General features: G+C 32.1%; 25 protein-coding genes. 23 read left to right on the top strand and 2 right to left on the bottom strand.

The annotated features are described in order from the left end of the window. Nucleotides 1-87 precede the first annotated feature (87 nt). The 12 genes from PTZ02_RS08710 (at nucleotide 88) to PTZ02_RS08655 (ending at nucleotide 13,357) form a co-directional block, all read left to right on the top strand. Nucleotides 88-762 (top strand): response regulator transcription factor, encoded by a 675-nt coding sequence (locus PTZ02_RS08710; protein WP_274227399.1) that lies wholly within the window; start codon nucleotides 88-90, stop codon nucleotides 760-762. Next, entirely contained in the window at nucleotides 759-1,793 is a 1,035-nt protein-coding gene (locus PTZ02_RS08705) for a sensor histidine kinase (protein ID WP_274227398.1), read from the top strand. The genes PTZ02_RS08710 and PTZ02_RS08705 overlap by 4 nt, the downstream gene beginning before the upstream one ends. 302 nt (nucleotides 1,794-2,095) lie before the next feature. Further along, complete coding sequence (locus tag PTZ02_RS08700; RefSeq protein ID WP_274227397.1) at nucleotides 2,096-2,857, top strand: ABC transporter ATP-binding protein; 762 nt, start codon at nucleotides 2,096-2,098, stop codon at nucleotides 2,855-2,857. Between the two features lie 39 nt (nucleotides 2,858-2,896). Then, nucleotides 2,897-4,825, top strand: a complete 1,929-nt coding sequence (locus tag PTZ02_RS08695; protein ID WP_274227396.1) for an ABC transporter permease — start codon at nucleotides 2,897-2,899, stop codon at nucleotides 4,823-4,825. Between the two features lie 122 nt (nucleotides 4,826-4,947). Beyond that, on the top strand, nucleotides 4,948-5,694 hold the full coding sequence (locus PTZ02_RS08690) for a biosynthetic peptidoglycan transglycosylase (RefSeq protein WP_274227395.1): 747 nt from the start codon (nucleotides 4,948-4,950) through the stop codon (nucleotides 5,692-5,694). 115 nt (nucleotides 5,695-5,809) lie between these two features. Then, on the top strand, nucleotides 5,810-6,769 hold the full coding sequence (locus tag PTZ02_RS08685) for an endonuclease/exonuclease/phosphatase family protein (protein WP_274227394.1): 960 nt from the start codon (nucleotides 5,810-5,812) through the stop codon (nucleotides 6,767-6,769). Between the two features lie 175 nt (nucleotides 6,770-6,944). Next, nucleotides 6,945-7,529, top strand: a complete 585-nt coding sequence (locus PTZ02_RS08680; protein ID WP_274227393.1) for a DUF1259 domain-containing protein — start codon at nucleotides 6,945-6,947, stop codon at nucleotides 7,527-7,529. 123 nt (nucleotides 7,530-7,652) lie between these two features. Beyond that, nucleotides 7,653-8,705 carry a sugar ABC transporter substrate-binding protein gene (locus PTZ02_RS08675; RefSeq protein WP_274227392.1) on the top strand — a complete coding sequence of 351 codons (1,053 nt, stop codon included), beginning with the start codon at nucleotides 7,653-7,655 and terminating at the stop codon, nucleotides 8,703-8,705. A 184-nt stretch (nucleotides 8,706-8,889) separates the two neighbouring features. Beyond that, the gene (locus PTZ02_RS08670; RefSeq protein WP_274227391.1) at nucleotides 8,890-10,824 is read left to right on the top strand and encodes a Cache 3/Cache 2 fusion domain-containing protein; all 1,935 of its coding nucleotides are present in this window, start codon (nucleotides 8,890-8,892) and stop codon (nucleotides 10,822-10,824) included. Nucleotides 10,825-10,900: 76 nt separating this feature from the next. Next, nucleotides 10,901-11,668 carry an SDR family NAD(P)-dependent oxidoreductase gene (locus PTZ02_RS08665; protein ID WP_274227390.1) on the top strand — a complete coding sequence of 256 codons (768 nt, stop codon included), beginning with the start codon at nucleotides 10,901-10,903 and terminating at the stop codon, nucleotides 11,666-11,668. Between the two features lie 166 nt (nucleotides 11,669-11,834). Continuing rightward, nucleotides 11,835-12,527 carry a leucine-rich repeat protein gene (locus PTZ02_RS08660; protein ID WP_274227389.1) on the top strand — a complete coding sequence of 231 codons (693 nt, stop codon included), beginning with the start codon at nucleotides 11,835-11,837 and terminating at the stop codon, nucleotides 12,525-12,527. A gap of 35 nt (nucleotides 12,528-12,562) precedes the next feature. Beyond that, entirely contained in the window at nucleotides 12,563-13,357 is a 795-nt protein-coding gene (locus tag PTZ02_RS08655) for a hypothetical protein (protein ID WP_274227388.1), read from the top strand. Nucleotides 13,358-13,422: 65 nt separating this feature from the next. Here PTZ02_RS08655 and PTZ02_RS08650 read toward each other — a convergent pair whose 3' ends face one another. Further along, nucleotides 13,423-13,887, bottom strand: coding sequence for a MarR family winged helix-turn-helix transcriptional regulator (locus PTZ02_RS08650; protein ID WP_274227387.1), 465 nt, complete (start codon nucleotides 13,885-13,887; stop codon nucleotides 13,423-13,425). Nucleotides 13,888-14,008: 121 nt separating this feature from the next. Between PTZ02_RS08650 and PTZ02_RS08645 the strand changes: the two genes are divergently transcribed. Continuing rightward, complete coding sequence (locus PTZ02_RS08645) at nucleotides 14,009-14,884, top strand: SDR family NAD(P)-dependent oxidoreductase (RefSeq protein ID WP_274227386.1); 876 nt, start codon at nucleotides 14,009-14,011, stop codon at nucleotides 14,882-14,884. Nucleotides 14,885-14,983: 99 nt separating this feature from the next. Here the strand turns inward: PTZ02_RS08645 and PTZ02_RS08640 are convergent, their stop codons facing one another. After that, nucleotides 14,984-15,559, bottom strand: a complete 576-nt coding sequence (locus tag PTZ02_RS08640) for a TetR/AcrR family transcriptional regulator C-terminal domain-containing protein (RefSeq protein ID WP_274227385.1) — start codon at nucleotides 15,557-15,559, stop codon at nucleotides 14,984-14,986. Between the two features lie 150 nt (nucleotides 15,560-15,709). Here PTZ02_RS08640 and PTZ02_RS08635 point away from each other — a divergent pair, with 150 nt between their 5' ends. The 10 genes from PTZ02_RS08635 (at nucleotide 15,710) to PTZ02_RS08590 (ending at nucleotide 26,022) form a co-directional block, all read left to right on the top strand. After that, a complete protein-coding gene (locus PTZ02_RS08635; RefSeq protein ID WP_274227384.1) occupies nucleotides 15,710-16,381 on the top strand; it encodes a class I SAM-dependent methyltransferase in 672 nt (223 codons plus the stop codon). A gap of 182 nt (nucleotides 16,382-16,563) precedes the next feature. Beyond that, on the top strand, nucleotides 16,564-17,151 hold the full coding sequence (locus tag PTZ02_RS08630) for a TetR/AcrR family transcriptional regulator (protein ID WP_274227383.1): 588 nt from the start codon (nucleotides 16,564-16,566) through the stop codon (nucleotides 17,149-17,151). 15 nt (nucleotides 17,152-17,166) lie between these two features. Beyond that, nucleotides 17,167-17,403 carry a zinc ribbon domain-containing protein gene (locus tag PTZ02_RS08625; RefSeq protein WP_238883835.1) on the top strand — a complete coding sequence of 79 codons (237 nt, stop codon included), beginning with the start codon at nucleotides 17,167-17,169 and terminating at the stop codon, nucleotides 17,401-17,403. Nucleotides 17,404-17,632: 229 nt separating this feature from the next. Beyond that, the gene (locus tag PTZ02_RS08620) at nucleotides 17,633-18,205 is read left to right on the top strand and encodes a TetR/AcrR family transcriptional regulator C-terminal domain-containing protein (protein WP_274227382.1); all 573 of its coding nucleotides are present in this window, start codon (nucleotides 17,633-17,635) and stop codon (nucleotides 18,203-18,205) included. Nucleotides 18,206-18,347: 142 nt separating this feature from the next. Then, nucleotides 18,348-19,328 (top strand): DUF5692 family protein, encoded by a 981-nt coding sequence (locus PTZ02_RS08615; protein WP_274227381.1) that lies wholly within the window; start codon nucleotides 18,348-18,350, stop codon nucleotides 19,326-19,328. Nucleotides 19,329-19,469: 141 nt separating this feature from the next. Continuing rightward, nucleotides 19,470-21,239: an oleate hydratase gene (locus PTZ02_RS08610; protein ID WP_274227380.1), complete on the top strand. Its 1,770-nt coding sequence runs from the start codon at nucleotides 19,470-19,472 to the stop codon at nucleotides 21,237-21,239. Nucleotides 21,240-21,265: 26 nt separating this feature from the next. Next, nucleotides 21,266-21,937 (top strand): hydrogenase nickel incorporation protein HypB, encoded by a 672-nt coding sequence (gene hypB / locus PTZ02_RS08605; protein ID WP_274227379.1) that lies wholly within the window; start codon nucleotides 21,266-21,268, stop codon nucleotides 21,935-21,937. Between the two features lie 35 nt (nucleotides 21,938-21,972). Beyond that, the gene (locus PTZ02_RS08600) at nucleotides 21,973-24,669 is read left to right on the top strand and encodes an FAD-dependent oxidoreductase (RefSeq protein ID WP_274227378.1); all 2,697 of its coding nucleotides are present in this window, start codon (nucleotides 21,973-21,975) and stop codon (nucleotides 24,667-24,669) included. Between the two features lie 17 nt (nucleotides 24,670-24,686). Further along, nucleotides 24,687-25,028: a hydrogenase maturation nickel metallochaperone HypA/HybF gene (locus PTZ02_RS08595; protein WP_274227377.1), complete on the top strand. Its 342-nt coding sequence runs from the start codon at nucleotides 24,687-24,689 to the stop codon at nucleotides 25,026-25,028. A gap of 133 nt (nucleotides 25,029-25,161) precedes the next feature. Continuing rightward, on the top strand, nucleotides 25,162-26,022 hold the full coding sequence (locus PTZ02_RS08590; protein ID WP_274227376.1) for an aldo/keto reductase family protein: 861 nt from the start codon (nucleotides 25,162-25,164) through the stop codon (nucleotides 26,020-26,022). Nucleotides 26,023-26,143: the final 121 nt, after the last annotated feature.

Below are 26,143 nucleotides of genomic sequence, written 5' to 3'. Positions count from 1 at the left end.
TTTCAATAAAAGAAGGGCTTAATTGCCCTTTTTTTATTTTCTAGTATATAATATTGTTGTGAGTCTAGGAAAGAAAGAGGTTTTCTCATGTTTAAAATAATGATTGTAGAAGATGACAAAAAAATGAGTGAAATAATCTTAGAAAATATAGTAAGATGGGGATTCGAAGGACATAGAGTTGAAAACTTTAATGATACCTTTAATGATTTTGTAAAATATGATCCTCAGCTTGTTTTAATGGATATAAATCTTCCCTCTCATGATGGCTTTTATTGGTGCGGCAAGATTAGAGAAGTGTCAAAGGTTCCAATAATCTTTATATCCTCTAGAAATACTAATATGGATATAATAATGGCTGTAAACATGGGTGGAGATGACTTTATTCAAAAGCCTTTTTCGTTAGATGTACTTATGGCAAAGGTAAATGCCCTTTTAAGAAGGACTTATGACTATATAAATGCTTTTTCAAGTGTAATTGAGCATCAAGGAGTGGTTCTTAACCTAAAGGATAGTTCAGTTATATATAATGACAAAAAACTAGAGCTTACTAAGAATGAATTTAAAATCCTTTATACCCTTATGCAAGATAAGGGGGAGATAGTAAGTAGAGATGAAATAATGAGAGCTCTATGGGAAGATGAGAGCTTTGTTGATGATAATACCCTAACGGTAAATATTAATAGACTTAGAAAGAAACTTGAGGATATAGGTCTTAAAAGTTATATCCAAACTAAGAAAGGGCAAGGGTATGTTATTCTATGAAATTCACTAAATATTTAGCTGATAGAAAATTTACACTGCTTTTTTATGCACTGCTTATGTTATTTATATCCTTAGTAATTTTCTTAGATGGTTCTAAGAAAGTAAATGTTGAAAATGTACTATATATTAATTTAGTTTCTTTGACCTTTTTTATTATTTATTTAATAGCGGGATATCTTAGGCTCAGAGATTATTATAAAAATTTAAATAACATTGTTGAGAATAACAGTGATGAAATTATGGATAGACTTATGGCACCTAAGACTCATGAACAAATTCTTCATCATGAGGTGCTTAAAGCTTTATTTAATGAGCAAAGCTCAAAGATATTAAGTCTTCAAGAACATAAAAAAGATTATGAAGAGTTTATAACTTCTTGGGTGCATCAAGTTAAGACTCCTATATCTGCAAGCAGATTATTAATTGAAAACAATGCTAAAAATCCAAGTAAAGAAATTTTATATAGTCTTGAAGAGGAAATAGATAAAATTGAAAATTATATTGAGCAGGCACTGTACTACTCAAAAATAGATGATTTCTCTAAAGATTATCTTATAAATGAGCTTGAACTAGATAGATTAGTTAAAGAAGGGGTTAAAAAACAGGCAAAAACCTTTATTAATAAGAAAATAAATATAGAGATAGAAAATACAGAACTAATAGTTACAACAGATAAAAAGTGGCTAGCATTTATTGTAGATCAAATCCTAGCTAATTCCCTAAAGTATACTTCCATGGGTGGAAGGATTAAGGTATATGGAATGGTAGAAGAGAAGGCTCAAAAATTAGTTATAGATGATAATGGTATTGGAATAAAGGAAGAAGACCTTCATAGAGTCTTTGATAAAGGCTTTACGGGGTATAATGGAAGAGAGAACTACAAATCTACGGGAATGGGTCTATACCTCTCTAAAAAGCTTGCAAGAAAGCTAGGGCATGATATAACTATTGAATCAAAGTATGGAGAGTATACTAGGGTTACAATTGTGTTTCCCAAACTTATAGACTATTATGAGGTTTCAGAGGATTAGAAAAGTGGCGTTGCCACTTTTTTTGTTAATAATTTTAATAGGTGCTGTAAAAAAAAGTCATTCTATAATTTCGTTACACCCCACGTAGTGGCTGCGAGGGGCCCACGAAAAAGAATGACTAAACTTTTTTACAATCGCCTTGAATATCCAACTACAATTAATCTAGTTTTCGTAAAGGATATTCATATGTGACAATATTGTAAGGTTAAAATATTGTTTTGTAAGGAAGAGAAATGGATTGAATATGCTATACTTTGTACAATAATATTGTAGTTCGAAACAAGATATAAAGGAGAATAGATATGAATGATGTTTTAACAGCTAAAAGCTTAAAAAAAGTTTATGGATCAAGGGGCAATGTATACACTGCACTTCATGATATAGATCTAAATATCAAAGAAGGTGAATTCGTAGGTATCATGGGGCCTTCTGGTGCAGGTAAAACAACACTTTTAAATATTATATCTACTATTGATAAACCAAGCAGCGGAATGGTTACTATTGGTGGAGAAGATATAGTTAAGATGAATGAAGAGAAGCTATCTGTATTTAGAAGAAATAAGTTAGGATTTATATTTCAGGATTTTAATCTTTTAGATACCTTAACAGTAAAGGAGAATATAGTCCTTCCACTTGCACTTTCAAAGGTTAATTTAAAGGAAATAGAAAATAGACTTAGGGAAGTAGCTAGAAGTCTCGGGATAGATAATATTTTAAATAAGTACCCATATGAGATCTCAGGTGGTCAAAAGCAAAGAACTGCTGCAGCTAGAGCTATTATAAATAAGCCAGCATTAATCTTAGCTGATGAACCAACTGGAGCATTAGATTCTAAGTCATCAACTGAGCTTCTTCAAGCTTTAAGTGATTTAAATGAAAATAATAAAGCTACTATTATGATGGTAACTCATGACGCCTTTGCAGCTAGTTATTGCAAGAGAATAATCTTTATCAAGGATGGTTTATTATTTACAGAAATCGCAAGGGGAGGATCTAGAAAAGAATTCTTCCAAAAAATTTTAGATGTACTTAAGACCTTAGGCGGCGGCTTAACTGATATGTAATAAACAAGAACACTAGATATTTAAAGGAGTGAGAAATTAATGGGCTTATTTGATATTGCCTTTAAAAATATAAAAAGAAATTTTTACAACTACTTTTTATACTTTGTATCGATGATATTTAGTATAATGATTTACTTTACTTTTACCTCAATTCAATATAATACAAAGGTTCAAGAGGCTGTAGGATCTTCGGTGAATTTTGCAGCAGTATTTAAGGCAGCAGCTATAGTGGTTGCAGTGTTTGTTTCCATATTTATTTGGTATTCTAATTCTTTCTTTATTAGAAAAAGAAAGAAGGAAGTTGCGCTTTATTCTTTACTTGGAATTAGAAAAAAAGAAATAGGAAGAATGCTTTTCTATGAAAACATTGTTATGGGTATACTTGCCCTTATCGCTGGTATTCTTGTTGGAGGCTTACTTTCTAAGCTATTTATAATGTTACTTATTAAACTTATGGGCTTTTCTGCAAGTATTTCATTTATGATACCTATTAAGGCTGTTATAAATACAGCTATAATATTTTCAATATTGTTCCTCCTAACTTCAATTAACGGCTATAGACTAATATATAAATTTAAGCTTATAGAGCTATTTAAGGCTGAAAATGAAGGGGAAAGAGAGCCAAAGGCATCTCTAATTAGATCAGCATTAGCTATTATATTTATAGCTGCAGGTTATTTATTATATACAAAAGGACCATTGGCTTTAAGTGTATTTGCCATACCAGTAACTTTAATACTTACTGTAATAGGAACCTTCTTACTTTTCTCTTCCTTGACTTTACTAGTTATTAAACTTTCAAAGAAGAATAAGAGAAGATACTATAGCGGTATAAACATGGTAGGAACTTCTCAGCTTTTATATAGAATCAAAGGAAGTGCTAGAACTTTAGCAATAATTGCAGTATTGAGCGCAGCAACTTTAACTGCAATGGAGGTATCTTCAAGTTTCTATTATGACCTTACAATTAATTTGCAAAAAAATCATGCCTTTACGTATGCATTTGCAAGCAATAATACATCCTTAGATAAAAATGTAGAGGATATAATTTCAAAGTATCCTAAAAATAAAATATTATCATCTGTAGATATGAACTTTGCCAAAGTTCATGGATTTTGGGTAGATGCAGACCAGGCGTCAAACTTTTATTTAATATCAGAAAGTAACTATAATAAAGTTGCAAGTGCACGTGGATTAAAGGATATGGTAGAGTTAAATAGTAATGATGAAGTTGTAATTTACGATGAGATTTTAAACTTTACTACAAAAAACAATTATGCAGGTAAGACAATTAATATAGATACTAATAATCAGAAGCAGACCCTAAAAGTTAAAGACTATAAAGACTATTCTCTTGTAAACACAGGAATGATTAGAAGAGTAGTAGTTGTAAAAGACGAAGTTTATAATAAGTATTACTTAAAAGACAATCTATATAGAATAAAGGGATATATTACTGATAATAAAAAGGATAGCGAAGAGCTTACTAATGAATTTATAAGATTAATCAATAATAAACTACCTAAAACAGATGGAAGCTATTTTAACTATTCTGCATATTATGAGGATTATAGAGCAGGGCTTACTTATTCAGGGCTTATAATTTTTATAGGAGCATTCTTAGGTCTTGTATTCTTAGTTGCTACAGGTAGCATAATCTTCTTTAAACAATTATCAGAGGCTAGTGATGATAAAAATAGATATGAAATCCTAAGAAAGATTGGGGTCACAAACAAGGAAATTAAATCATCTATAAGCAAACAGATTTTTATGGTTTTTGCTCTTCCTTTAGTAATAGGAATAATACACAGCTTAGTTGCATCAACTCTTTTGGCAAAAATCACTAGATTAAATTTAACATTGCCTATAATTATAACTATAGGTGCATACACAATTATTTACATGATTTATTATTTCCTAACTGTAAATTCATACTACGATATTATTAACTCAAAAAGATATGCTTAAGATAAGAAAAATAGTAAAATTACGATAATAAAGTAAGGGGTTTGTGGAATGTAAGAGGGCTTATAGGGTTTTTTATAGGAAACTTAACTTAAAACCCTATAATAATGACGGGGGGAAGATTTATGGCAAAGGATAAAAAGAGACGTAAAAAAAGAGGCTGCCTGCTAACTTTGTTTAAATTCCTTATTTTTATACTTGTAGTTTTATGCATAGGATGGTTTGGACTTAAATTTTATTTTACTAATATAAACAAGATTGATGATAAGATACGTGCCAATGTAAATACTAGCATAGAAGAAAATAACAGTAAGTATTTAAGTTATAATGAGATACCTGAAATGTATAAGAAAGCATTAATAGCTACAGAAGACCGAAGTTTCTTAAAGAATCCAGGTGTTGACCCAAAGGGGATAGCTAGAGCAGTATATGTAGATATCAAAAGCGGAGAGCTTGTCCAAGGAGGCTCTACAATAACTCAGCAGTTAGTTCATAATACTCTTTTAAGTAGCAGAACAAAGCAATTACAGTGGAAGCTACTTGAGGGAATCTATGCAATTGGAGTGTATGATACCATGAGTAAAGAAGAAACCTTAGCCTTATATTCTAATATAGTTTATTTTGGACATGGAGCTTATGGATTATATATGGCTTCAGAGAACTATTTTGGAAGGAAACCATCAGAATTAAATTCAGGAGAACTTACTATGCTAGCTGGACTTCCTAATGCTCCAAGTAGTTATGATCCATATAATAACTTTATACTAGCTAGAGAAAGGCAAAAGCAAGTAATACAAAGTATGGTGGATAGTAAGGTAATAAGTGAAGCAGAAGGAAATGAAATTTATAATAAACAAATAAGATTGAAATAGTAAAAGAGACGTTTTGAACCCAAAACGTCTTTTATTTTTTGTGTTATAAAAAGATTCACATAATATGGTGTCCAAGCATATAAAGGTAATATAGGGAGTAAAGGGGGGGAGAACTATGCTTCCATTGGATAAAATAGGACTTACAGTAATGACTTGGAATATTTATCAAGGTGAAGACGTAACACCTATATTTATGGCGACACCTCAGCAAATCCCAGAGCGTGTTACAGAGGCTTATCGTCAATTCCTTGCTACCAATTTTCCAGAAAGAGCAAAGGCAATAGCTAGCCAGATAGCATTAAAGAAGCCAGATCTTATTGGTTTACAAGAAGCTGTTATTGTTGAGCTAATTCCTCCAAATGCAAAAAAAGTTGTTTTTAATTTTATAGATATTCTTCTTTATGAATTAGCAAAGAAAGGCGTTAGGTATAGAGTTGCAGCACAAAACTTCAATGCAAATGTTGTACTTCCTGCAAGTACAGGAAATCTAGTTAGATTAATTGATAGGGATGCTATTTTAATTCGTAGGGATAGTGATGTAGAGGTTATTAGTAAACAAGAAGCTAATTTTACAACTAATCTTCAAGTTCAAATAGGAGGGAAAACAGTTACACTTCTACAGGGCTGGTCATATATTAATGCTTGTATTAAAGGAAAGAAGTTCAGACTCATTAATACTCATCTTCAACCGCTTGATTTACAAGTGCAAGTTGCTCAGGCAAATGAACTATTAGCAGGCCCAGCAAATACAAATCTTCCTCTTATTCTTTTGGGTGACTTTAATTCAAATGCTTATGTTGGATTAACCTATAATAATTTAATAGCAGCAGGTTTATCAGATACTTGGGTTGTAGGTGGCGTTGGGAATGGATTTACTGCCCACCAAGATAGTGATGTGCTAAATGCTCTATCTACCTTAAGTGAAAGAATTGACTTGATCTTAGTTAAGAAGAATATTAATTGGAATGTACTGAAGGATGAATTAGTTGGTGAAGCTCAAGAAGATAGAACTTTTACTAGGCTTTGGCCATCAGATCATGCTAGTGTGGTTTCTAGATTAGACTTAAAGTGCTAGTTGTTTATAATGGAGTGTATTGCATTTATTTAAGACAATGCACTCTTTTTTTTTATATTTTAATATATATGTTCACAAAAAAATTATTAAGGAATATTATGTAGTATATACACACTCTCATGTTACATAGGGATAAGAAATTGTCTCTATAAATAAAAGACAAGGAGATGGGTGTATGGATAACTTTTTTAACCTTGGTGAAGAAAATTCAAATTTAGACAATGATAACTTCATAAACAATGATAACTTCATAAACAATGATAACTTGATAAATAATGATAACCAGATAAACAATGAAAATTTCATAAACAATAATAATTTTATAAACAATGATCCGTTGAACAGAAATCTAAACTGTTGCAATAGAGAATGCACTGTTTGCAGAAGATTCGCATCAATATTGAGGTCTAATATCTTTGTAGATAGAAATAACTTGTGCGTAGTAGGCTTTAATAGAAACTTAAACGTTGAAATACTTGGAAGAAGAACTCGTTCACCTTTAGCAATAGGTGCAAGATTTTCTTTTGAGAATCCTGATAGGAATGGAAGAACACTAAATCTAGGAGAAGTACCTTTATTGCAGCAGGAGGTCAATGCTTTTGTTGGTGCACTTAGAAGAGTTGGTATAATCGTTACTTCAATTAACAGCCGTTGGTTATTTGATACTCCAAGACTTGTATATGTTAATTTTGAATCTATAGACTGTCCATTAGATTTTGCAAGGAAAGTAGCGCAAGCTTTAAGAGCAATTAGTTGCTAGATTAGTTTTAACCGTGCTAGATAAAACTAGCACGGTTTTTATAGTTAACCTGTAGGAACATGTTCCAATTGCCATTTCACTTGAATATGATAATTAGTGAGTGATTGAGAAAAGGTGATGGGTTTGTATTTATCGATACCTGAGGATTTAAGTATTATAGCTAGATATATTAATAAAGAGAGCTTAAACATAGAGTATTTAGAAATATTATATGAATGTAAGCACAGAGAGCATGAAGTGATAGGTGTAACTTTGCCTAATCAGAGAGAATTAAGATGGGTTAGGGATAAGGAAGCCATGGAAGATGAGGCAAAGCAACAAAATGTTTTATTAAAGATAGTATATTCTGAATTTAATTTAAAGAAACAAGATGAGCAAGTAGAAGAATTAATAAAAGAAGGAGTGGATCTACTAATAATAACGCCAGTGGTTCCAGAAGTTGAAGCTGAATTAGTTAAGGATGCTCATAATGAAGGTATTAAAGTGATTTCTTATGAAGAACTAATAAAAAATTCTGATGTAGATTTATTTATAGCTTTTAATAATTTAATGATTGGAGAACTTCAAGGAAAGTATCTCACAAAAAAAGTTCCAAGGGGTAATTATATTATTCTCTCTGGTGATGCTGGGGGAAATTCTTTTAAGAGGGGAGCAATGGAATATATACAGCCTCTAGTTAGTAGAGGGGAGATAAGAATAGTTACAGATAAGATAGTAGATAATTGGGATCCAAAGAATGGCTATAATATAGTAAAAGAATCATTAATGGCAAATAATAATAGAGTAGATGCAATCTTAGCTCCTAATGATGCTATTGCAGGGGCAGCAATTGAGGCGTTAAAGGAGCAAGGCTTAGCGGGAAGGGTTGCTGTAACAGGGCAAGATGCAGATATAGATGCAATTAGAAGAATAATTGATGGAACTCAATCTATGACTGTTTTTAAAGATACAAGACAACTAGGAAAAACTGCAATAGACGTAGCTATAAAATTTATGAGGGGAGAAGCAATAGAAACAACTGATACAGTAAATAATGGTAAGGTAGATGTGCCATCTATTTTACTTACGCCAGTAAGTGTGGATAGTTCTAATGTAAACACAGCTATTTTAGGAACAGGATTTTATAAATTTGAAGATGTTTATAAAAGATTGTATAGTAACTACTTAAATGTATAGAATAGGGACGTTTTGTTTGTAATAAGGGTACAAACAAAACGTCCCTATATCTAATTAATAAAGATTTAAGTCATGTTTGAGAAATTATATACGAAAAAGTTAATTGTATGATATAATTATGCGGTCATTTTTTATTTAAAATTAGATTTTTTATAAATCACAAACAAAGGAGAAGGTTTTCTTTATGAAAATTAAGTATAAGCTTATTATAAGCTATTTAGGGTTAATTATATTTGCTGTAAGTGTATTAGGATTTCTTATTGCAGAAAGATCCCAAAAGGCAGTATTAACAGAGGTAAATGAAAAAAGTCAGCGTTTAACAGAATCAATATGTACGACACTTAGTGTAAGAAATGATTTGCTCACAGAAAAATCCTATGGGGATTTAAACTTTGCCATGTCTATTTTAAATGATTTTGATGCATTGAGGGTAGAGTATAATGAAACTGTAAAAGTTGGAGATTTTAATTTGCCAGTTTTGTATGCTGGAAAGCAGAGATTGTCATTAGACAATACAGTAGTTGATAAGCTTAAACAATCTACTGGTACAGTTGGATCTATATTTCTACTTTATGATAATAAATTAATTAGAGTTTCAAGTACAATTTCAGAAGAAGATAAAAGTATAATAGGTACTTATATACCTAGTGATTCTCTAGCTTATAAAAAGATACTTAATAAAGAAGAATATACCGGAGATATAGTTATACGAAATAATGCATATATAACAAGAATGAAACCATTGCTTGATAAAGACAACAAAGTAATAGGGGCAATAGGTATTGGAAATAAAGTTATTAATGATTATCTAGAGGAAACCTTAAGCAATATAAAATTAGGACAAACTGGTTATGCATATATATTAGATTCAGATGGGAATGTAATTGTTCACCCTTATGATAAAGGGAAAAATGTGAAAAATCATGATTTTGTACAGAATATGCATACAAATAATAGCGGGAAAATTGAGTATACATATAATGGGATAAAAAAAGTAGGATATTATAAATACTTTGAGCCTTGGCATTGGTATATTGTAACTTCAGCCAATTTTGATGAACTTAATTCTTCAGCAATATCAATTTATGAAACCACACTATTAACAGGATTAGGGATAGTTATACTAGGAGGAATTATAGCATTAATAATAGCTCATAACTTAGTAAAACCTATAAATAAATTAAAAGACTGCGTGGAGATAGCGGGAAAAGGAGATCTATCAGTAAGATGTGATATAGATAGCAAAGATGAAATAGGGATTCTCTCAAATAGTTTTAATAATATGCTAGCAGAAAATAAGTGTTTGCTTGAAAAAACAGTACAGTATGATAAGTTAAAAACAGAATTTATAGCAAATATGTCTCATGAATTAAGAACACCACTTAATATTATATTTTCAACTGCTCAACTATTTGATGTATTTATTAATAGTGGTGACGAAGTAGACATTAAGAAAATTAAAGGTTACACTGGAAGTATAAAACAAAATTGTTATAGATTATTGAGATTAGTAAACAATCTTATTGATGTTACCAAGATTGATTCAGGTTTTGTAAGTTTAGAATTAATGAATGCAAATATAGTACAAGTTGTAGAAGATATAACACAATCAACAGCTGAGTATGTACAAAACATGTCAAGAACAATAATATTTGATACAGATGTAGAAGAAAAAATTATGGCCTTTGACCCAGCGAAACTTGAGAGGATTTTACTTAACTTAATTTCTAATGCAACTAAATTCACTAGTCCAGGAGATAGTATAGAAGTATCTTTATTCGATAAGGAGAATCATGTAATTATTTCTGTAAAAGATACAGGAATAGGCATACCAGAAGAAAGAATACCGGAGCTTTTCCAAAGATTTAAGCAGATAGATCCACTGTTAAGTAGAAGCCATGAAGGAAGTGGAATAGGATTATCTATAGTTAGAGGATTAGTTGAAATGCATGGGGGAACAATTGGAGTAAAAAGTATATATGGAGAAGGAACAGAATTTAATATATATCTTCCAGCTAAGGTTATTTCAGATGAACAAGAGACTAAGGTTGATAATAATTTAAATGATCAATCTAAAGTTGAAAAAATTAAAATAGAATTCTCGGATATTTATAAATAATATTTATATTTTACAAAGGGAATATATATAATATATAGTTCACAAAAATTTGAAATAAATTTATGGAGGTATGGTCATGTTTGAATTAAAGGGTAAAATAGCTGTAGTTACTGGAGCCTCAAGTGGACTCGGAAAAGATGCAGCCTTAGCTTATGCAAAGGAAGGCGTTAACTTATGTCTTTTAGCAAGGAGAATAGAAAAACTTGAGGATCTTGAAAAAGAAATAGAGGCTTTGGGAGTTAAGGCAATTTCAATTAAATGCGATGTGACTAAGGAAGAAGAAGTTAAAGCTGCAATAGAAAAGGCAGTTAATGAATTTGGCAGGATAGATATTTTACTTAATAATGCTGGAATAGCAGTTCGTGGTGGAGTTGACACTTTAAGTGAGGAAGACTGGAATAGAAGTATGGATACTAATGTTAAGGGGATTTACTTAGTTAGTAAATACGTAATTCCAATTATGAAAAAACAAAACTACGGTAAGGTAGTTAATATTAGTTCTATTAATGCGTTACTTGCAGATAAAAATGATATATTTATAAGGCATTCTTATAATGCATCTAAAGCAGCTGTAATTGGACTTTCAAGAGGAATGGCAGCATCTTATGCTCAATTTGGAATTACTGTAAATGCTGTATGTCCAGGATTATTTGAATCTGAAATGACAGAAAATACTTTATTTAAGTCAGAGGAGTTCTTAACAAAATATAATATGCTTTGCCCAGCAAATAGACCAGCTAAAAGGGGAGAATTAAATGGAACTATTCTTTATTTCTCTTCCGATGCATCAAGTTATGTAACAGGTCAGCATATTGTAGTAGATGGTGGATTATCAATAGTGTAGAATTATAAATATGTAGACTAAAAGAGGTGCTAACCCCATTAGAGGGTGGCACTTCTTTTCTTTTTTTATGAGCTTAATTACACTTGCCGTAACATATTATGTAGCAGGGGAATATGATGTATTGTACAGGTAGAGAAGAAAAATAAGTATTCAAAGGAGAAATATTATGAATGACTTTAGTAGCAAACTAATGAGATTAATTGAAGATAATATAAGTAAGGGAAAATATGTGCAAAAAAATATTGAAGTTTCAGCTGCCACAGGAGATCAATATTTCGTCTTTCAATTAAGAAGTGATGGAGGTTATTCAATATTTGCAAAAGCTGATGTAGAAATGCCTAAAGAAATAGAAATCCCTAGTCAATTTAGTAATAAACCAGTGGTTTCAATTGGTAAAAATGCATTTAGCAATAGTGAAAATAGAGTAGTAAAGAATCAAAAAATTGAGAGTATAACTATACCAGAATCAATAATGAATATCTCAGATGAAGCTATGAAAGATTGTAAAAGCCTTTTAAAAGTTATTATTTTTGGAAATAGGGTGCCAACCCTAGGCAAAAATGTTTTCTTGAATACACCTAAAGAATTAGCAATATACGTTCCAGTAGGCATGGTGGATGTTTATAAAAATGATCCAAGCTGGAGTGCTTATAGGGATAAAATTCAAGCAATAGATGAGCCTTCACCAGGGGAAACACCAAATCAAGAAGGGTTAGTTAATACTGTAGTTACAACAGTAGTTGATAGTAAAGATGTTTCAATATCTTATAATTTCTATTTCTTAAACATTACTAATTCTACAGTTGTGAATGATGATGAAAATTATGATGTTAAGAGCTTTGATGATATAGATAAGTAAGTGAGTAAAATTTACTAAACAAAGGAGTAAAAGATATGGTTAGAAAAACAATTGAAACCAATGTTATTATTGCTGAGCAAGAAGAACTATTTTTTAAAGAAGTAGTATTTGATTTCGATGCCCTACCTCCACAAGAGGGAACTGGCGGCCTTCTTTCTAATGTAGCTTCAAGATTATTTAAAATACAAAATATTGATGAGAGCGTTGAAGTTAAGGCATATCCTACAAGAGATAGTGCTGTTATGTTTAATGCATGGATAACAAAAAATATATCTTATAAAATTGCAGCACGAGTTCCAAAAGAAACTACTCCTATGCCTCCAACACCTATGACTGCTGCAGGGGATACTCCTCCAACCCCAACTCCAGTAAATCCAATTGAGATGGTAGGAGTAGGAATGGAAGATTCAGCTGGATATCCAACAGTTTATGGACCACTTCATCATATGACAAAAGTAATAGACTTTGGTGGATTTGTAAAATTAAATCTTCCACCAGGAGAAAAATTAAGAGAAACAGATGTAGTAGAAGTAGTAGGCGCAGAAATAGTAGGGACACATGATGAATTATTAAATCCAGAACCAATTCAAACTCAATATTCATCAACAACAGTGACTTATCAAGAAGTGGAAATACCACTACCTCCAAACCCTCTTGATCCTGATGCTCCACCTCAAACTATGAAGATTAAGGTGCCAGTACCAGTAACTACAACAAAATTTAAACCTTTTGATCCACCACTAACTCAATATGCAAGATTAAGAGAAAAGATGTGTATAAAAATTAAAGTTAGAGTAGTTAGAAAAGAAACCCTAGATATAAATTCTTAAGCATAATTATTTTTTTGAACTTTCAACTAATATATTTTTATAGTAGTTGAAAGTTCAGAAATGTCTTATATATTATCTGGTTGATTAAAATCTTTAAGCATTTCTATAAAGTTTTCAAGTTCTGAATCATCCCATCTAGAAATACGCTCATAGAAAGCAGATTCTTTCTCCTTTAAAGCCTCAATAGTTTTTTCTATTCCAAGATCTGTCAGGGATAATAATACGCCTCGTTTATCATGAGGAGATGGCTCACTTTTTACATAATTTAATTTTTTTAATTGATTCACAAGTCTACTAACGGAACTACGGTCCATTGCTGTTGAATCAGCTAAAGCTGTAGCACTTGTTGGGCCATAGGAGTAAAGCCAGCGAACAATAAGAAAAGCAGCAGGTTGCAATGTGGAATTAAAACGTGCAGCTGTTTTCATATTTAATGCATGAGATGCACTTATTAGTGCATTTAACTGTTTACCTAAGTTTAATTCTAAATTTATTCTAGTAGTACTTTTACTATTTGTTTTATTTTCCATAGTTCACCTCATATTAAAATCTAGATATAAAAATACTTGACATATATCAAATACTTTTATATAGTTGACATATGTCAAGTATAGTTGCTTATTTAAATCATGTCAAGCAAGGAGGATTACTATGGATAAATATAGTACTGTTGTAATTACTGGTGCTACTAGTGGACTTGGACAATTGGTGGCAATTGAATTAGTGAAGAAAGGTGCAGATCTAGTACTGACTGCAAGAAACAAGGAAAAAGCGGATATTACAAAAAAAATGTTGCAAGAATTAAATCCTAAATCTAAAATAGACTTTTTCTATGGAGACTTATCACTACTTAAAGACGTTAAGAGAATAGGAGAGGAGATCAAAGTAAAGTATCCTAAAATTAATGTACTTATTAATAATGCTGGACTACATGCATTTGAACAAAGAGTAACTTCGGAAGGCTTTTCTGAAATGATAGCAGTTAATTATTTAGCACCATGGTTATTAACCAATATATTAAAAGAGTCATTAATCAATTCAGAAAATGCAAGAATCATAAATGTAGCTTCTGAAGCATCACGAAATCATGGCGAGCTTAAACTTCCAGAAGATTTATTAGATACAACTAGTTTTACAGCTAGAGGGTCATCATTAATTTATGGAAAGACTAAGTTATTAGATATTATGTTTACCTATGAACTTGCACGTAAACATGCTGGAACAGGGGTTACCGTTAATTCACTTAATCCAGGCTTCAATGTTACAGGTCTTGGACGTGAACTTTGGTTTTCATCAATACTTGAAAAAATATTAAAGGCTTTACATATTGGAGACCCGCGTAAAGGGGCAGATATTATTCTTCGCTTAGCTACTAGCTCAGAATATAATAATATAACTGGTGGATATTTTAATGTTGGTACGGAAAAAAAGATTACTCCAATATATCCTGGTAATGATAAGGGTATGCAAGATAAATTGTGGAATGAAACTATGAAGATACTTGAAAAAAGAGGGTATATTGTATAAAAAGCTTAATAAGTTCAGCGAAAGTATATTGATTTTAAATAACATATATTTTAAAATGGCAAATCAAAATTTATGGAAATTTTGATTTGCCATTTCTTTTTAATCAACAACTAACCCCGCTAATATAACTTCTAGTCCATATAAAAATTGAACCTCAAAATCTATACTCATTTCATATTGTTCTCCAAAAATTAAGCCAAACTGTTTAGCTGCTTCAGGTGAAATATCTTTTCCACGAATTTCATCAGCAACAAAGGATAAAACATAATTATTTAAAATATTTGCAGCAGTCAGACAATTTTTATTAGAAACTCCATAGCTAGTTAAAGTAGCTAAAATAAATTTAATACCTTCTATCCTGCTTGGAGTGCGTGGAAAAGATGTTGCCAAAACTTCTACAGCATCTCTGGTGTTTAATAAAACTCTACGTATTTCTAAAGAAAGAGCTATTAAGGTTTCTTTTGGGTCCTCTAAGTCTTTAGGTAATACTATTTCTTTGTTAATATGTTCAGCAATCAAATCATATAAATCTTGTTTATCTTTGATATGCCAATATAAGGAGGCAGCCTTAATATCTAATTCTTTAGCCAAAGCCCTCATTGATAAATTGTTTATTCCATCACGATTTAATATATCTAGTGATGCTTTTATAATTGATTCTTTTGTTATAGCCATAAAATCACTCCAAAAAATTATAAAAAATATTGACACTAACACTGTTAGATGATACACTAACAGTGTTAGATACCTAACTATGTTAGGTGCTTATAATTATAGGTAATAATTTTAATAAAATCAATATGTTTTATAAGGAGAAGGCTAATTATGATGAATGATATGAAAAATATGAGAAAGAATAAGGATATTGGTATTTATGGTTTAACAGCAAAATGGTATGATAAGAATTCTCGCAAAAGCAGAATTGCAGAAATGAAAAGATATGCTGATGAAGTTGCTTCTCATGTTGATAAAAATGCAAATATATTAGAAGTAGCTCCTGGTCCAGGCTATTTATCAATTGAACTTGCTAAGAAGGGTTTTAATTTAACAGGAGTTGAGATAAGTGCCGATTTTGTTGAGATTGAAAAAAATAATGCAAAGGAAGCAAATGTTTCCGTTGATTTTAAAGAAGGAAATGCCTCAAACCTCCCTTGTGAGGATGATTCTTTCGATTTTATAGTATGCAGTGCTGCATTTAAAAATTTTAAAGATCCCGTAAAAGCACTAAATGAAATGCATAGAGTTCTTAAAGAAGGTGGAACATCTCTAATAATTGACATGAATTATGAGGCAACAGCTGAAGATATAAATAATGAAGTAACAAAATCAGGAATGAAGGGGTTTGATAAGTATTTTGTGAAATTCTCCTTTAAAACTTTCTTGAAACAAGGGGCATACACAAAAAAAGATTTTGAGAGGTTATTAAAAGAAACACCTTTTAATAGATATGAAATAAAACAAGATGGAATATGTTTATATGTTTATCTTCATAAATAAATGAAAGCCTATTTAATGAGAGAGGAGTTATACTTAGTTGTTATTTAAGTACAACTCTTTTTTATATTTATTTGAGGGGGAGATAATAAAAGTGGAATTATATGGTTGACAGCTATAAATACACATGGTAAAATGAGTCTATACTCAATGAGTAATTACTCAATGAAAAAGAGGGGAATTATATGGCTGGAACACAGAGACAAGATCAGAAACTTAAAACTAGAAATCATATTATTGAGGTAGCACTTAATCAATTTGCAAAGGATGGATTGACTTTAGCTCGTACATCGGATATTGCAAAGGTGGCAGAGGTATCTCATGGCACTATTTTCTCTCATTTTCCGACTAGAGATAATCTTTTAGAAGAGGTTATTGAAGAGTTTGGTAGAAGGATTACTACCAGGCTGCATGAACTTGTTAGTAGTGACTGTGAGATGAGAGAGGTTCTTGAAGCTCACCTAAGAGGGATTAGTGAATATGAAGACTTCTATACTAGATTGATTCTAGAAAGTCGTTTGCTGAATGAAAGTTCTCGTAATTCAGTGGTTATGATTCAGTCCGCAATATCCTTTCATATAATTCAAGTTGCAGAAAAAGATATAAAGGAATGCAAAATACGAGAGATACCTCTAGATTTAATTTTTAATACATGGATAGGTTTAGTTCATCATTATTTAATAAATAGTGATTTATTTACGAAAGAGGGCACTCTTTTTGATGCGCACGGGAAGAGATTAATTGATCACTTTATAAATTTAATTAACAAATAGAAAGGAGAAATTAAAATGAAAACATGTATAGCTTGTGGAATGCCAATGAAAACTCAAAGTGAATTTGCAATGGGGGATGAAAGTAAGGATTATTGCGTTTATTGTGCAAGACCTGATGGAACAATGCAATCCTATGAGGAAAAGCTTGAATCTATGACTGGGTTTATTATTAAAACTCAAGGGTTAGAGGAAGAGGCAGCTAAGAGTGCAGCAAAAGGAATGTTAGAAAAACTTCCAGCTTGGAAGAAATAAATATAGGATGAAGAAAGTGTACAGATTTGTATACTTTCTTTTTTTATTGAAAAAAGTTTTCCATAGACAGTGAATGTAAAAGAATAGCTAAATTACCATTTAATTAATGTTGAATTAATGTTATAATTTTAACAGATAACGTTTTCTAGGCTTGACTTCTTATGTGGATGGCACCGTGAGGTTCAAATTTTTATTAATAAATTAATACTTTTGGATTAAAGGAGAAGTTATGAAACAGAAGGCTAAAGATGCGATAATTGAGTCATTTAAGGAATTATTAAATAAGAAATCTATAGATAAGATCACGGTAAAGGAAATTTGTGAACATTGTAATGTAAACAGGCAGACCTTTTATAATCACTTTACTGATATCATGGATATTTTTAAATACATATTTTTTAAGGAGTTATCAATAGACATTGCACAAAACAGAACCTTTGAGACCTGGAGCGGTGGATTCCTAGCTACAATGAATTATCTTAAAAAAAATTCAAAAATGATTCTTCATGTATATAATTCTTCTTATTTGACTGAAGCCAATACCTTCTTTATAAGTCTATCTAACAGATTATTAGATGATGTGGTTGAAGAATGTGTTGAAAAGATGGGCGTAAAGTTAAATGATAAAGATCGAATTTTTATAGTTAATTTTTATAGACATGTGTTTAATGGATTAATGACAGACTGGGTAAACGAGGGGATGGAAGAAGAACCGGAAATTATCCTTAAAAAGCTTTTGATTATGATAACAGGAAGTATTCCACGCTCAGTTGGTACTTTTGTAAAAGAAGAAATAAAATAATATTCTATAAATTTGGAAAGTGTTCAAAATTGGACACTTTCTTTTATTTGTCTATTGAACCTTGTTTGTGAAAAAATGTAAAATAAAGTTAATGGGACAACCAGCTTAAAATATTAATTGTTTATATTAAGGAGGTTATACTATGTTTGTTTTTAACTACGCCGACGGAGCATCAGCACTCAGTGTATGGGGTGTTTGGGTAATTGTCTTTGTAGCACTATTTGGATTTAATGAAGTAGCTCGAAGATGGAAATATGTTGGCTTTTTCTGTTTTGTTATTTTACCACTAACTCTTTCAATATTATGGTTTACAGTATTAAAAGACACCACTTATACTGACTGGTTCCATTTAGCTAAGGTGTATTCGTCTACAGCAGGATGTATAGGTTTCTGGTGTATTAGGCATGTAAAATGGACAAATAAACGTACTGGCAGGGTATGGAGATTAGCTGATAAGAAATGGGCTTTATGTTTTCCGCCACTTATCTTAGCCATAAACATTATGGAGGCAGTCTTCCGTGATTTCGAAGTTGGACTTAATTATGCCGGCGGAGGAATATTAAAAGATGAAGCAATGTACGTGCTTGGTGGTCCTTGGAATTTCATGAATGGTATAGCAGGTATTTTAAACATTATAACCATAACTGGATGGCTTGGAATCTGTATAAAGAAACAGACAGCTAAAGATGGAAGTAAGGATATGCTATGGCCAGATATGTTGTGGTTTTGGATAATAGCATATGATTTATGGAATTTTGCTTATACTTATAATTGTTTACCAGGTCATGCTTGGTATTGCGGCTTTGCGCTATTACTAGCTCCAACTCTTTGTGCATTTACTGTGGGAAAAGGAGCATGGCTTCAGCATCGTGCACAAACTCTAGCAATATGGTGTATGTTTGCACAGACATTCCCAGCATTTATAGATAAAGGCGCTTTTGCTGTTTCATCATCCTATAATGAAACACCACTTTTTGCATTTAGTTTTGCTGCATTAGCTGCCAATATACTAGTATTCCTTTATATGATTTATAAAGTAGCTAAGACAAAAAGAAATCCTTATCTTGGAGAACTTTATACTGATTTGAAAGAACATAGGGAAATTGGAGCACTTGCAGAATAGACATCTTTAAAGTTAAATGAGTATTTTAAGTTTATGGAATTTAAACTTTTAATTTAGACAGATTGAGCATTTTGTCTATTGTTATGTGTGAAATAATTCACTACAATTTGGTTATAAAGTTAAAAGATGGAGGTACTTTAAATGTATTATAGTAATGGAAATTATGAAGCGTTTGCGAGACCTTTAAAACCAGCAGATGTGGATAAAAAATCAGCATATTTAGTTGGAGCAGGTTTAGCATCATTAGCAGCTGCATGCTTTTTAGTACGTGATGGACAAATGAAGGGTGAGAATATTCATATTTTGGAAGAACTTAATCTCCCTGGCGGAGCTTGCGATGGCATTAATGACATACAAAAGGGATTTATTATCCGCGGTGGGCGTGAAATGGAAAATCACTTTGAATGTTTGTGGGATTTGTTCCGTTCTATTCCTTCTATCGAGACTGAAGGTGTTTCAGTCTTAGATGAGTTTTATTGGCTAAATAAAAAAGATCCAAACTATTCACTAATGAGAGCAACTATAAATAGAGGTGAAGATGCTCATACAGATGGAAAATTTGGACTTAGTGATAAAGCTTCAATGGAGCTAGTAAAACTATTTATGACTCGTGATGAAGATTTATATGATAAGAGAATTTGTGATGTGTTCTCAGATGAATTAATTAATTCTAACTTTTGGCTTTATTGGAGAACTATGTTCGCATTTAGAGATTGGCATAGTGCACTGGAAATGAAGTTATACCTTCAGAGATTTATCCATCACATTGAAGGGTTACCAGATTTATCTGCCTTGAAATTTACAAAGTATAATCAATATGAATCATTAATTCTTCCTATGGTGAAATACCTTGAATCCCATGGGGTTAAGTTTCAATATAATACTATGGTAACAAATGTTGTTTTTGATATTCAAAATGGTAAAAAACTTGCTAAAAAGATTGTTTGTAAGCATGAAGGAAAAGAAGAAAACATTGAGCTTACTAAAAATGATTTAGTCTTTGTTACCAATGGAAGCTGTACAGAAAATTCTACTCTTGGTGACCAAGATCATGCACCGGTGTTTAACGATTCTACAGGTGGATGCTGGGAGCTTTGGAGAAACATCGCAAAGCAAGATCCATCCTTTGGTAGACCAGATAAGTTCTGCACCAATACTAAAGAAACTTATTGGGAATCTGCTACAATTACAACTCTAGATGATAGAATCCCTCCATATATAGAGAAGATTTGCAAACGTGATCCATTTAGCGGAAAAGTTGTAACTGGTGGAATTATAACAGTAAAAGACTCAAATTGGCTTTTAAGCTATACATTGAATAGACAGCCTCACTTTAAAGATCAACCAAAAGACCAGCTTGTAGTTTGGGTATATGGTTTATTCTCAGAAGTTCCAGGAAATTATATCAAGAAGCCAATGAAAGAGTGTACAGGTATAGAAATTACAGAAGAATGGCTTTATCATATGGGAGTTCCAGAATCAGAGATTCATGAACTAGCTACAAAATCTGCTAACTGCATACCTTGTATGATGCCATATATTACTGCATTCTTTATGCCAAGAAGAGAAGGGGACAGACCTAAGGTTGTACCTACTGGATGTGAAAACTTTGCATTCCTAGGTCAGTTTTCAGATACAGTTAGGGATACAGTATTTACAACAGAGTACTCAGTTAGAACAGCTATGGAAGCAGTTTATACACTACTAGACATAGATCGTGGAGTACCTGAAGTATTTGGTTCTGTTTATGATATTAGAGTTTTACTGGATTCTACAGTTAAGATGATGGATGGTAAAAAGCCTATCGATATGAAATTACCATTCCCACTAAGCTTTGTTAAGAAAAGAGTATTAAAGAAGATTTCAGGAACAGTCATTGAAGAAGTATTAAAGCGATATAATGTAATCTAACGATGATACGGGGAAGGGGAACCTATATGGATGAATATAAAGTTATTGAGATCAAGCAAAGTGTTTTCGAAGACAACGATAGGCAAGCAGACTTGCTAAGGGAAGAACTTAAAAATGACAAAACATTTTTACTTAATTTGATGTCGTCACCGGGTTCAGGTAAAACCACAACTGTTTTAAGAACAATTGAGGCATTAAAAGATGAAATGAAAATTGGTATCTTAGAAGCTGACATTGACTCAGATGTTGATGCCAATACTGTTTCTAAGACTGGAGCAAAAGTAATACAACTCCACACTGGTGGAATGTGCCATCTTGATGCTGACATGACAAAGCAAGGACTATTAGGGCTAGGGACAGAGGATATAGAACTAGCAATTTTAGAAAATGTGGGGAATTTGGTATGTCCAGCAGAATTTGATACTGGTGCATCAAAAAATGCAATGATTTTAAGTGTACCAGAGGGAGATGACAAGCCTTTAAAATATCCTTTAATGTTCTCCATTGTTGATGTTTTATTAATAAATAAGATTGATGCAATAGATTATTTCAATTTTGATATAGAGGCAGTAAAAGAACGTGTAAAGAAGTTAAATCCTAACATTAAGGTTATTCCAATCTCTGCAAAAACAGGAGAAGGTATTAATGAGTGGGTAGATTGGATACGTACTGAAGTTACAAATTGGAACGTAAAATAGCATCTTAATGATATTTTGGTTGGGAGGAAATAAATATGGTCAAGCAAAAAGTACTTCAACTGGCAAATAAAATTGCAGCTGGGATTACTGGCGGGATAATAAAGGTAAAGCCAACGGATCCGGAATATAGAATTTTAGAGCCTGTTACCTCAGATGAAGAGGCAGAAGTAGCACTTCATTTAGAAATTCGTAAACCTATGACCGTACAGGAAGTTGCGAAGCTCTGCAAAAAGCCTGAGGATGAAGTAGAAAAGATCTTATATAAAATGGCAGTGGATGGCTCAATTAAACTAGATGAGGAAGATGGAGTAGATAAATACTGTCTTGAGCTATTTGTACCTGGTGTTATGGAATACATGATTGACAATAAGGAGAACGTGGAGAAGTATCCAGTTATAGCAGAATGTTTTGAAGAGTATACAAGAAAATTAGGTATCATAATGGCAGGAAATATTCCCATTGGCTTAGGAGTAATGAGAGTTATTCCAATAGAAAGCGCTATAGACGGAGATACCAGAAGAGCTTCTTATGAGGAAATCTCATATCTACTTAATAATAATGAGGTTTTTGCTGTTACCGATTGTGCTTGCCGTGTATCCATGAGAGTAAAAGGAGAAGGGTGCGGTCATACAGTTGAGGATATATGCATCCGTCTCGGTCCAGCTGCTGAATACTATATTCGTACAGGAAAAGGTAGAAGTATTACAAGGGAAGAGGCAATAGCTATTTGTGAGAAGGCTGAAAAAGAGGGTTTAATGCACCAAATACCTAATTTATCAGGCCCTGGAAATGCTCTTGCTATATGTAATTGCTGCGGATGTTCTTGTTTTGGTTTAAGAAATGCAAATCTATATAAAAATCCTGATTGGTCAAGGTCAAATTATGTTTCCCAAATAGATCAAGATAAGTGTGTTGCTTGCGGAGAATGTGTTGAAAATTGTCCATCAAATGCCTTAACTTTAGGGTTAAGCGTATGTACTAAAGAAAAACCTGTAGAACCTGAAGAAAAAGACACTCCATATGATACTCCTTGGGGAAAGGATAAATGGGATTTAGATTATCGTCATAGAAAAGTTGTTGGGGACAGAGGCACAAGTCCTTGTAAATCAGAGTGTCCGGCACATATAGCTGTACAAGGATATATTAAAATGGCGTCTCAAGGAAGATATAGAGAAGCATTAGAACTTATTAAGAAGGAAAATCCATTCCCAGCAGTTTGTGGTCGTATATGTCCAAGAAAATGCGAGTCTGCATGTACAAGATCAGGCTTGGATGAACCACTTGCTATTGATGAAATTAAGAAATTTATAGCAGATCAAGACTTAAAGGGTGAATATCGCTATGTACCTGAAAAAAGAGGGGACAGAGCAGAAAAAATAGCTATTATTGGTGGGGGACCAGCTGGACTAGCATGTGCGTATTTCTTAGCAGTTGAAGGGTATAAGATTACGGTTTTTGAAAAGCAAAAAGTACTTGGAGGTATGTTAACACTTGGGATTCCAGCCTTTAGATTAGAAAAGGAAATAGTAAATTCAGAGATAGAAGTTTTAAAAGAACTCGGGGTAGAATTTAAAACTGGGGTTGAAGTGGGAAAAGATATTACACTTCAGGAACTTAGAAATAGCGGGTATAAAGCATTTTATGTAGCCATCGGTGCTCAAGCTGGTAGAAACCTAGGCTTAGTCGGGGAAGAAGCGGAAGGTGTTATAACTGGTGTAGATTTCTTAAGAAAAGTAAATCTAGGAGAAGATACAAAACTAGAAGGAGCAGCTATCATAATTGGTGGAGGAAATGTTGCTATTGATGTGGCAAGAACTGCTGAGAGAGTTGGAGCTTCTAATATTGAAATGTTTTGCTTAGAAAGTAGAGAGGAAATGCCAGCTCTTGAAGAAGAAATTGATGAAGCCTTAGCTGAAGGAATTAATATCAATAATTCCTGGGGTCCAAAAGCAATTCTTCATGAAGATGGCAAAGTTATCGGTGTAGAATTTAAAAAATGTATTTCTGTTTTTGATGAAAATAGAAGGTTTAATCCTAAGTTTGATGAAAATATAACTAAAGTAGTTAAAGCAAATAATGTCTTGATTTCAGTAGGACAAGGAATTGATTTAGGAAGCCTATTAAAAAATACTAAAGTAGTATTAAATCCAAATAAAACCTTAAAGGTTCATCCTCTTTCTTTTCAGACTGAGGAGAGGGATATATTTGCTGGGGGAGATGTAGTGACAGGACCTAAGTTTGCTATAGATGCTATTGCATTAGGTAAGCAAGGTGCAACTTCTATTCATCGTTATCTTCATGGAGATAATCTAGAGTTAGGACGTGAGAGAGAATACCGTGCTTTTGATAGAGAGAACTTAGATAAGGATGGTTATGATAGACTTCCAAGACAAAGGTCGGTTCATGTGGATGGAAGTAAGTCAAAATTAACCTTTAAAGATTTACGTTCTACATTTACAGAAGAGCAGGTGAAGAAAGAAACTGAGCGTTGTCTAGGCTGTGGTGCTACGGTTGTAGATCAATATCAATGCGTAGGTTGTGGGATGTGTACTATTAAATGTAAGTTCGATGCTGTTAAATTAGTAAGAAAATATAATAGTGCTGGAGTAGAATTTAAGGATATGAAATCTACTGTAATTAAACACGTATTAAAGCGTCAGGGAAGAATTGCAGCAAAAAAGGTAAGAAAATCATTTAAAGCTATTATCCCAAAGAAAAAGCAAGAGGTCTAGGATGAGAGGTGAGTCCTTTGCATGAAGTCGGAGTTATGATGGAAGTTGTAAAGACAGTAGAAAACTTCGCCAAGAAAAATTCTATAACAAAAATTGAAACCTTAGTTTTGCAAATTGGTGAGTTATCCTCAATGATTCCTAGGTATATAGAAGCATGCTTTCCAGCTGCAGTGGATGGGACTTTGCTTCAGGATACCAAACTGAAAATTGAGGTATTGCCAGGCAATGCTATGTGTAAAAAGTGTAATAAGGTTTTTAATCTATTAGAGAATAACAACAAATGCCCCCATTGCGAAAGTAGAGATTGGGAAATACTATGTGGCAGAGAATTTATGATTAAAGAAATCGTAGCATGTTAAAAGTTTTAAAAGCATTAATCCATAAAGGGTTAGTGCTTTTTAACTTTATTAAATATCCATATTGTGTTACTTTTTAAACATTGATATTATGAATTTAAAGAATAACTAAGTTAATATCTAAGGAGATATAAAGATGGATGAGTTAGAAAATAAAGAAGCAAAAGCAGTAAATGGAGTTAAAGTTCCTAAGCTGGGCTTTGGTGTATATAATATGTCTGAGGAAGAAGAGACTGAAAGTGTTGTTTGTAAAGCTATAATAGCTGGATATCGCCACTTTGATATTCCAGAAGATTACTCATGTAAAATAAATTTTGGAGAAGTCATTCAAAAAAGCAATTTACCACGAGAAGAATTCTTTATATCCTCAAGAATTTGTAATTGGGATAATAGTTATGAAGATGTAAAGCAAGCATTTAGAAAAGTATGTAAAGACTTAAATTTAGACTATATAGATATGTGTTTATTGCAATCAGAGGCTACTAATTATATTGAAGCATGGAAGGTTTTAGAAGAGTTTTATTCAGAAGGAAAAATTAAAGTCATTGGTGTATCTAATTTTGAGAAGAAAGAATTAGAAGAATTAATAGAGAACTCAAAGATTTCGCCAATGTTAAATCAAATAGAAACACATCCTAAATTACCTCAAAATGAATTATATAGTTATCAAATTGAACATAAGATCCTGCATGAAGCATTGAATCCATTAGGGGATGAAAGTGAAAGATTACTTGAAAATCCAATACTAAAATTAATCTCGAAAAAATATAATAAGACGGCTACAGAGGTGATTTTAAAATGGCATATGCAGCGTGGGATTATTGTGATTTTAGATCTACAAACTACAGAAAGAATAAAAGAAGATTTTAGCTTGTTTGATTTTGAATTAACTAATGGAGAAATGGACGCTATAAATAAATTAAACCTAGATATAAAACCAATAAACACAAAAAAGAATTGGCTTTTTAAAAGTGTTATGAGAATATTTGACAAATAATAATTAGAATTATGTGAAATGATTTTTAGTCATTAAAGGTTATTATGAAGAGAAAAGAACCTTTACGCTAAGGATTTCTGTAAGTTACAGCCATAACTTACACTTGACAGTAAATATTCCT

Origin of the sequence: Clostridium sp. 'White wine YQ' (assembly GCF_028728205.1) — a bacterium.
In the GTDB taxonomy this organism is placed as follows: domain Bacteria; phylum Bacillota; class Clostridia; order Clostridiales; family Clostridiaceae; genus Clostridium_T.
The sequence above is the reverse complement of the archived record's forward strand: the minus strand, read 5'-3'. Positions and strand labels throughout refer to the sequence as shown.